Raw genomic sequence first — 7,297 nt, forward strand, 5'->3', positions numbered from 1 at the left:
GCGGAGCGGCCAGTAACGCCGAAGACCCGCCGGGTTCATGGCAACGGACCGTTCGAAAGTGGTTCGGGTTACCAGGTGATTGCGGCTGCTACGGGCAGGTGGTCGCTGCCGGTGGCCGGAAGCACCCGCGAGCTCACCGGGTTCACGCCCTTGACCATGATCTGGTCGATGCGCGCCACTGGGAACTTCGCCGGCCAGGTGAAGCCGAAGCCGTCCCCGGCCGCTTCATGGGCCGAGCGCATCTGCGAGGTGATGCCGGCGAAGGCGCGGTCGTCCATGGTGCCGTTCAGGTCGCCGAGCAGCACCACCCGCTCGTTGTGCTCGGCGGCGATGGCCTCCCCGAGGGCCCGAGCATTCCTGTCGCGGTGGACCGTCCAGAAGCCCGCCCGGGGATTCACCCGCGCCGACCCGAGGTGGGCCACGTACACCGCCAGCGGCCCGTGGTCGGTCGCGACCGTGATGCGCAGCGCCCGAAGGTATTCGTTCGTGACCTCGGGCGGTCTGGTGGCGGCCAGCGGCCCGTAGTCGGTCTGGATGTCGACCGGCCCGGTGTCGGACAGCGGCAGCTTGCTCCACAGCCCGACCGTGCCCTGGATCACACGGTGCGGGTACGCCTCCGCCAGCTCCCGCTCATAGATGAGCTTGGCCTCCTCGGTCAGCTCCTCCAGCGCCAGCACGTCCGCGCCGGACGCGGCCAGGGCACGGGCGGTGCCGGCCGGGTCGGGGTTGTCCGCGCCGACGTTGTGGCTGGCCACGATGAGGTCGCCACGCGAGTGCGACGTGCCGACGAATTGCCCACTGAAGAGGCTCAGCCATGCCACGAGCGGCAGCAGCAGTGCGGCCACCGCGGAGGCCGAGCGGCGCCACAGTGCCCCGGCCAGCAGCACAGGGACGAACAGGCCGAACCACGGCAGGAACGTCTCCACCAGGCTGCCGACGTTCCCGACCCGGTTCGGGACCTGCGCGTGCAGCAGCATGAGCAGGCCCAGCAGCACCGCCAGCGTCGCGAGGATCGGGCCGCGCTTCCAGGGACCCGGCCGGGAGACGGCGCGGACCGCCTGGCGGGTGCGCGAGCGCCACGTCCCCGCGTCCTCGGCTCGCGGGTCGGTGGCGTGGGCTTCGCCCTCCGCCGTGTCCGCCTGTGTCATCGACCGTCCTGGCTCCCCACCTGCGGTGATCATGCGGCCTTGAACTTCCCGGCCTTGAACAACGCGTCCGCGTCACCGCCGTCGGCGTGCGCCGTGCCCGCCCCGCCCGGCAGCGGCGCGGTCGCGGCGGCGCCGGCCACCACGGCCGCCACCTCCAACAGCGAACGCCGGTCCCAGCCTCCGTCACCGGCCACGGCCTTCTCCTTCTCCGGAGCCGGGGCGCCCTGCCCTCGGCACGGACCGCCGTGGTCCGCGCCCCCTATGGAAGACGGGGCGCTGTTGCGGTGGCGTATGCGTTTTTCGATACGCCCGCGATACAGGTCAGGGATTGGCGTACATGGTGACGGCCGTGCGGTCGAAGCGCAGTACCACCAGGTCCTCGCGTCGCATCGCCCAGTACATGGTGGCCATCTCCAAGCCGGTCATCGCGGGGCTCCATTCGGCGAGAAGCACCCAGTCCTGAAGGCTCCCCGGCTCGGCGCTCTCTCGTGCACAGTCGACGACGGGGTCGCCCCATCCCTCGGCGTCCGAGGCGTATCCGCCGATCTGGAGATGGGACCACTTGTAGACCCGCCGCTCTTCGGCCCAGATCTCTTCCCACACCGCCCGCAGTTCCTCGGCGCGAGGATGCTCGGCGGTGTCGACGGTCACCTCGTCATCGGCGATCTCGTGGTTGGGCAGGGAGGCGTTGGGCTTCAGGCGCAGTTCGCCTCGCAGCTCGTTGTCGAAGTCCAGACTCGCCAGGTGGTCGCCCGGGTCGTAGTGGTATTCCACCCGGCGTTCCTCGACGGTCGTGCCCGCGGGGACGTAGACGGCGGCACCGGTGGCGCCGTCCAGGCCGGGAACCGCGAACAGCAGCAGGTGACCGTCGGGCGGCATGGGCAGATCGGTCGCGTCCTCGGGCAGTGCCGCGAGGTCGAGGTCCGCGATCAGGTGATAAGGCATCTCATACGAGCGGCCCATGGATGTGAAGGAATTCGCGGGAACGGCGACGCCGGGCGGGAGCATCACCGGTCCTCCGAGGCGGCCCACGACCGGCCCGTCCTCCTCCGGCGACAGGTCGGCGCACCGGCGGGCCAGCCCGAGCCAGCGTTCCACGTCCGCGGACGGGATGCCCCGTCCGAGCGCCTCCGAGCGGAACCGTCGCAGGCTGTGCGGCATCCCGGAGTCCGGTGTGTCGGACATGCAGATCTCTCCTGGGCAGGCTCAGACGAATTCGAGCGGACGTACCACGAGGTCGGACGGAAGGTCGTCGTGCACGGCCTCGGCGGCGCGGTCGGGGGCGGTCTCCTCCAGGAGGACGGCGCGGCGGACGCGGTCGGTCCGGAAGACGCGGCAGCCGCCCCGCATCCGGCAATAGGCGGTCAGGTACCAGCCCTTGTCCGACGCGGTGAACGTGACGGGCTCGACGTCGCGCTCGGTCTCGCTGCCGGTCCGGTCGACGTAGGTGAGGCGGACCACCCGGCGGGACAGGACGGCCTCCTCCAGCACCGCCGGAACGGACGCCCGGTCGTCGTCCCCGGCGGGGGCCAGGAAGCGGATGCGGGCCGCCAGCTCGCGGGCCGAGGCGCCGTCGTCCGCCGACATCGCGGCGACGATCTTGTGGAGTGCGGTGCGGGCGGAGCGCGAGTACGGAGAGCCTTCCGCGCGGGACAGGGTGATCGCGACGGCGACGGCCTCAGCGGGGGTGAAGTTCAGCGGCGGGAGGGTGCGGCTCTTGTCGAGGGTGTACCCGCCGCCGCGGCCGACGTCGGCGTAGATCGGCACGCCGGCCTGCTGGAGCGCGCTGATGTCGCGTTCGATCGTGCGGACGCTCACCTCGTAGCGTGCCGCCAGTTCGCGCGCGGCGAGCCGGCGGGGCGCGCAGGCGCGCAGTTCCTCCACGAGCGCGTACAAGCGGTCGGTCCGGTTCACGCGCCCGACCGTACGGGACGGCACCGACATTTTTCGGCGCTGAGGGAAGCGCCAGAGGCGCACGGTCCCGTTGTAGCCGCCCGCCCCGGCCGCGAGCAGGCGGTGAAGGTCATTCGTGCGGAGCCTGTCGGCCGTCCGAAGTTCCGTGTGCGGTTCGCGCGTGAGGTCCCATCGGGCGGCTCTCCCGTCCACTCGGCGGCTCCCGCGGTCTCCTCGCGGGATGTGACGCCGCCCGGGCGCCTAAAGATCGCGGAGGAAGGCGAGCAGCGCGTCGTTGACCTCGGCGGGGCGCTCCTGCTGCGTCCAGTGACCGCATCCGGACAGCCAGACGGTGCCGCGGAGGTCCGGCACGAAGTCGGACAGGGAGTCGATGACGTGGCGGGCACCGAGCGCCACGCCGTCCCGGTCGCCGGCGATGAAGAGGGCGGGCGTCCTGATCGGGGCGCGGTGCCAGGCGGCGGTGAGCTCCCAGTTGCGGTCGAGGTTGCGGTACCAGTTGACCGGGCCGGTGAAGCCGCTCTCCGCGTACTCCTCGACGTAGGCGGCGATGTCGTCCTCGGTGAGCCAGCCCGGCAGCTTCTCCGGATCCGGGAGGACGTCGAGGAACCCGCCGTCCTCCGGGGCGACCAGCATCGGGCCGGGGCCGTCGCCGGCCATGCCGTACAGCATGCGGCGGAAGGTGGCCGCCCGGTCGCGGTCGAGTTCGGCCTCGGGGACGTCCGGCTGCTGGAAACGCACCATGTAGAAGCCGTCGCCGAACATGCGGCGCATCGACGCGACCGGCGGTCGGCTGCTGCGCGGACGGTGCGGGACCGACATCCCGACCACCCCGCGCACCTTGTCCGGACGCATCTGCGCGACGGCCCAGGCGACGGGGGCGCCCCAGTCGTGGCCGACCACGACCGCCCGGTCCTCGCCGAGGGCGTCGATGAGCCCGACCGCGTCCCCGGCCAGGTGCAGGATCGTGTACCGGCCGGTCTCGGCGGGGCCGCCGGTGCGGGCGTAGCCGCGCTGGTCGGGCGCGACGGCGTGGTAGCCCGCCTCGGCGAGCGCGGTGAGCTGGTGCCGCCAGGAGTACCAGCATTCGGGGAAGCCGTGCAGGAGCAGCACGAGCGGCCCCTCGCCCGCCTCGGCGACGTGCATGCGCAGCCCGCTCTGGGACTGGACGTGGCGATGCTTGATCTCGGTCATCGGCACCCCTCCCGTGCGCGCCCCACGGTAAGCCCTCCGGGTTCCGGTGAGCCGACCGGGAGGGGCGATCGCCGCGAATGCCGCCCGTCCATACCGTCCCGGACCGGATTGTGTGCGCGGGCCACATGGGAGGACACGGTCGCACTCCGTAGGTTCTGCCCATGACGAGCGTGACGCCGCGGGCGGCCGCGGGGACTTCGGGGACGCTGGATCTGTCGGGCCGGCGCGCCCTGGTCACCGGCGGCGCGAGCGGCATCGGCCGCGCCTGCGCCCGGCGGCTGGCGGCGGCCGGCGCCGAGGTGGTCGTGGCCGACATCGACGGGGACGCGGCGGACCGGGCGGCGGCCGAGATCGGCGGTGCCGCGGTGCGCGCCGACCTGGCCGACACCGGCGCCGTCGACGGGCTCGCGTCCGGGGTCGACATCCTGGTCAACAACGCCGGGATCCAGCATGTGGCGCCCGTCCACGAGTTCCCGCCCGAGACGTTCGCGCGGATCCTGCGGCTGATGGTCGAGGCGCCGTTCCGGCTCGTCCGCGACGCGCTGCCGGGCATGTACGAGCGGGGCTGGGGACGCGTCGTCAACATCTCGTCCGTCCACGGGCTGCGGGCGTCGCCCTTCAAGTCGGCCTACGTGACGGCGAAGCACGGCCTTGAGGGCCTGTCCAAGGTGGTCGCCCTAGAGGGGGCCGCACACGGCGTGACGTCCAACTGCGTCAACCCCGCCTACGTCCGGACACCGCTGGTGGAGAAGCAGATCGCCGACCAGGCGCGCGCCCACGGCATGCCCGAGGACGAGGTCGTCGAGCGCGTCATGCTCGACCACGCCGCCCTGAAACGGCTGATCGAACCGGACGAGGTCGCCGAACTCGTCGCCTATCTCTGCTCGCCGGCCGCGTCGATGGTGACCGGCGCCTCGCTCACCCTCGACGGCGGCTGGACGGCGCACTGAGAATGGGCCGTATGACCTGCGGCGTCTTCCTCGAACTCCTGGCCCGGGAGGCCTCCCCCGTCGAGTTCGAGGGTCCCCTCGTCGAGGCGCGGGCGGCGGGCGCGTCTCCGGCCGTCCTGGAGGAGCTGGAGGCGGCCAAGCTGGCGGCGCTGCGGGTCCGCACGATCATGCGGCGGCACGCGCGGCGCGAGGCGGAGCTGGCCGCGCTGTTCGACACCGCGGGCGACCTCGCCGGGCTGCGCGACCTCGACGCGGTGCTGGAGGCGATCACCCGCCGCGCCCGGCGGCTGCTGAACGCCGACATCGCCTACCTCACGCTGAACGACGACGAGCGCGGCGACACCTTCATGCGGGTGACGGACGGGTCGGTGTCGGCGGCGTTCCGGCGGCTGCGGCTGCCGATGGGCACCGGCCTCGTCGGGCTGGTCGCGCAGACCGCGATGCCCTACAACAGCGCCCACTACCTCGGGGACGAGCAGTTCCAGCACCGCGGCTTCATCGACGACGCGGTCGCCGAGGAGGGACTCGTCGCCATCCTCGGCGTGCCGATGAAACTGGGGAGCCGGGTCATCGGCGTCCTGACGGCCGCGAACCGCAGCGAGCGCCCGTTCGACCAGGAAGAGGTCGCCCTGCTCGGCTCGCTGGCCGCGCACGCCGCGATCGCCATCGACAACGCCCGCCTCCTGGAGGAGACGCGGACCGCACTGGACGAGCTGAGCGCCGCCAACGAGGAGGTCAAGGCGCGCAGCGCGGCGGTCGAGCGGGCGGCGCGCGCGCACGACCGGATGACCGCCGTCGTCGTCCGCGGCGGCGGCGTGGAGGACGTCGGCGCCGTCGTGACCGAGCTGCTGGGCGGCACGCTGCACGTCCTGGACGCCGACGGCCGCCGGCTGGCGACCACGGGCGCCGTGTCGGCGCCGCTGAGCGACGAGGAACTGGTCGGCGTGTCGGCCTCCGCGCACTCCGCGCGCGCCCAGGGCCGGACGGTCCGGCGCGGCGACCTGTGGATCGCCTCGGTGTCCACCGGCGACGAGATGCTCGGCACGCTGGTGCTGCGCACCTCGGACGAGGTGGACGACGCCGACCAGCGGATCCTGGAGCGCGCGGCGCTCGTCACGGCGCTGCTGCTGCTGTTCCAGCGCAGCGTCACCGAGGCGGAGGGGCGGGTCCGCGGCGAGCTGCTGGACGACCTGCTCTCCGGCCGCCGGACGGGCACCGACGCCCTGACCGCGCGGGCCCGGCGCGTCGGCGTCGACCTGAACGCGCCCCACGTCGTGCTGTGCGCCAAGTACGAGCACCGCGAGCACCGGCAGCGCGCCGCGTTCTGGGCGTCGTCCTTCGCGGCCGTGGAGCACGGGCTGGCCGCCTCCCGGCCGGAGGAGGTCGTCCTGCTGCTGCCGGGCGACCGCCCGGGCGACACCGCGCGCCGGATCGCCAAGGAGCTGGGCGCCTCCCTCGGCGGGCCCGCCACGGTCGGCGCGGCCGGCCCGGTGACCGGGCCGGGCGGCGTCGCGTCCGCGCACCGGGAGGCGCAGCGCTGCGCCGACGCCCTGCTGGCGCTCGGCCGCCGCGGGGACGGCGCCGGCGCGTCCGAGCTCGGGTTCGTCGGCCTGCTCGTCGGGGACGACCGGGACGTGGCCGGGTTCCTGCACGGCGCGCTCGGGGCCGTCCTGGAGTACGACGAGCGCCGGGGCACCTCCCTGGTGCAGACCCTGGAGGCGTACTTCGGCACCGGCGGCAGCCTGTCGCGGACGGCGGAGCGCCTGCACATCCACGTCAACACCGTCAGCCAGCGCCTGGAGCGCATCGCCCGCCTCCTCGGCGACGACTGGCAGACCCCCGAGCGCGCTCTGGAGCTCCAGCTCGCCCTGCGCCTCCACCGCCTCTCCCGCTGAAACGCGGCGTGCCGCCTCGTGGACGGCACGCCGCGTTGGCGGGTCAGGCCGGGGTGTCGACGGGTTCCTTGCTCTCGGTGGCCGGTTGGCCGGGTGCGGGTGGGCGGCGGGTGGCCAGCAGGTGGCGGGCGGTGCCCCAGATGCCGCGGCGGAACAGCAGGACGATCACGATGAAGATGGATCCGGTGACGATGCCGGT

At 73.4% G+C, this 7,297-nt stretch carries 7 protein-coding genes; 2 read left to right on the forward strand and 5 right to left on the reverse strand.

Annotated elements, in window-relative coordinates; translation table 11 throughout:
- Positions 1–68: 68 nt before the first annotated feature.
- The 5 genes from ABGB11_RS25790 to ABGB11_RS25810 form a co-directional block, all read right to left on the reverse strand.
- Positions 69–1,148, reverse strand: coding sequence for an endonuclease/exonuclease/phosphatase family protein (locus ABGB11_RS25790; protein WP_347636643.1), 1,080 nt, complete (start codon positions 1,146–1,148; stop codon positions 69–71).
- Positions 1,149–1,177: 29 nt separating this feature from the next.
- Positions 1,178–1,342 (reverse strand): hypothetical protein, encoded by a 165-nt coding sequence (locus tag ABGB11_RS25795; protein WP_347636645.1) that lies wholly within the window; start codon positions 1,340–1,342, stop codon positions 1,178–1,180.
- Between the two features lie 127 nt (positions 1,343–1,469).
- Positions 1,470–2,333, reverse strand: coding sequence for a DUF1963 domain-containing protein (locus tag ABGB11_RS25800; RefSeq protein ID WP_347636646.1), 864 nt, complete (start codon positions 2,331–2,333; stop codon positions 1,470–1,472).
- A gap of 21 nt (positions 2,334–2,354) precedes the next feature.
- Positions 2,355–3,062 carry a YafY family protein gene (locus ABGB11_RS25805; RefSeq protein WP_347636648.1) on the reverse strand — a complete coding sequence of 236 codons (708 nt, stop codon included), beginning with the start codon at positions 3,060–3,062 and terminating at the stop codon, positions 2,355–2,357.
- Positions 3,063–3,302: 240 nt separating this feature from the next.
- The gene (locus tag ABGB11_RS25810; protein ID WP_347636649.1) at positions 3,303–4,253 is read right to left on the reverse strand and encodes an alpha/beta hydrolase; all 951 of its coding nucleotides are present in this window, start codon (positions 4,251–4,253) and stop codon (positions 3,303–3,305) included.
- A gap of 161 nt (positions 4,254–4,414) precedes the next feature.
- Here ABGB11_RS25810 and ABGB11_RS25815 point away from each other — a divergent pair, with 161 nt between their 5' ends.
- A complete protein-coding gene (locus ABGB11_RS25815; protein ID WP_347636650.1) occupies positions 4,415–5,203 on the forward strand; it encodes a 3-hydroxybutyrate dehydrogenase in 789 nt (262 codons plus the stop codon).
- An 11-nt stretch (positions 5,204–5,214) separates the two neighbouring features.
- Positions 5,215–7,098 carry a GAF domain-containing protein gene (locus tag ABGB11_RS25820; RefSeq protein ID WP_347636652.1) on the forward strand — a complete coding sequence of 628 codons (1,884 nt, stop codon included), beginning with the start codon at positions 5,215–5,217 and terminating at the stop codon, positions 7,096–7,098.
- Positions 7,099–7,297: the final 199 nt, after the last annotated feature.

This window comes from Actinomadura sp. B10D3, from assembly GCF_039871695.1.
Lineage (GTDB): Bacteria > Actinomycetota > Actinomycetes > Streptosporangiales > Streptosporangiaceae > Spirillospora > Spirillospora madurae.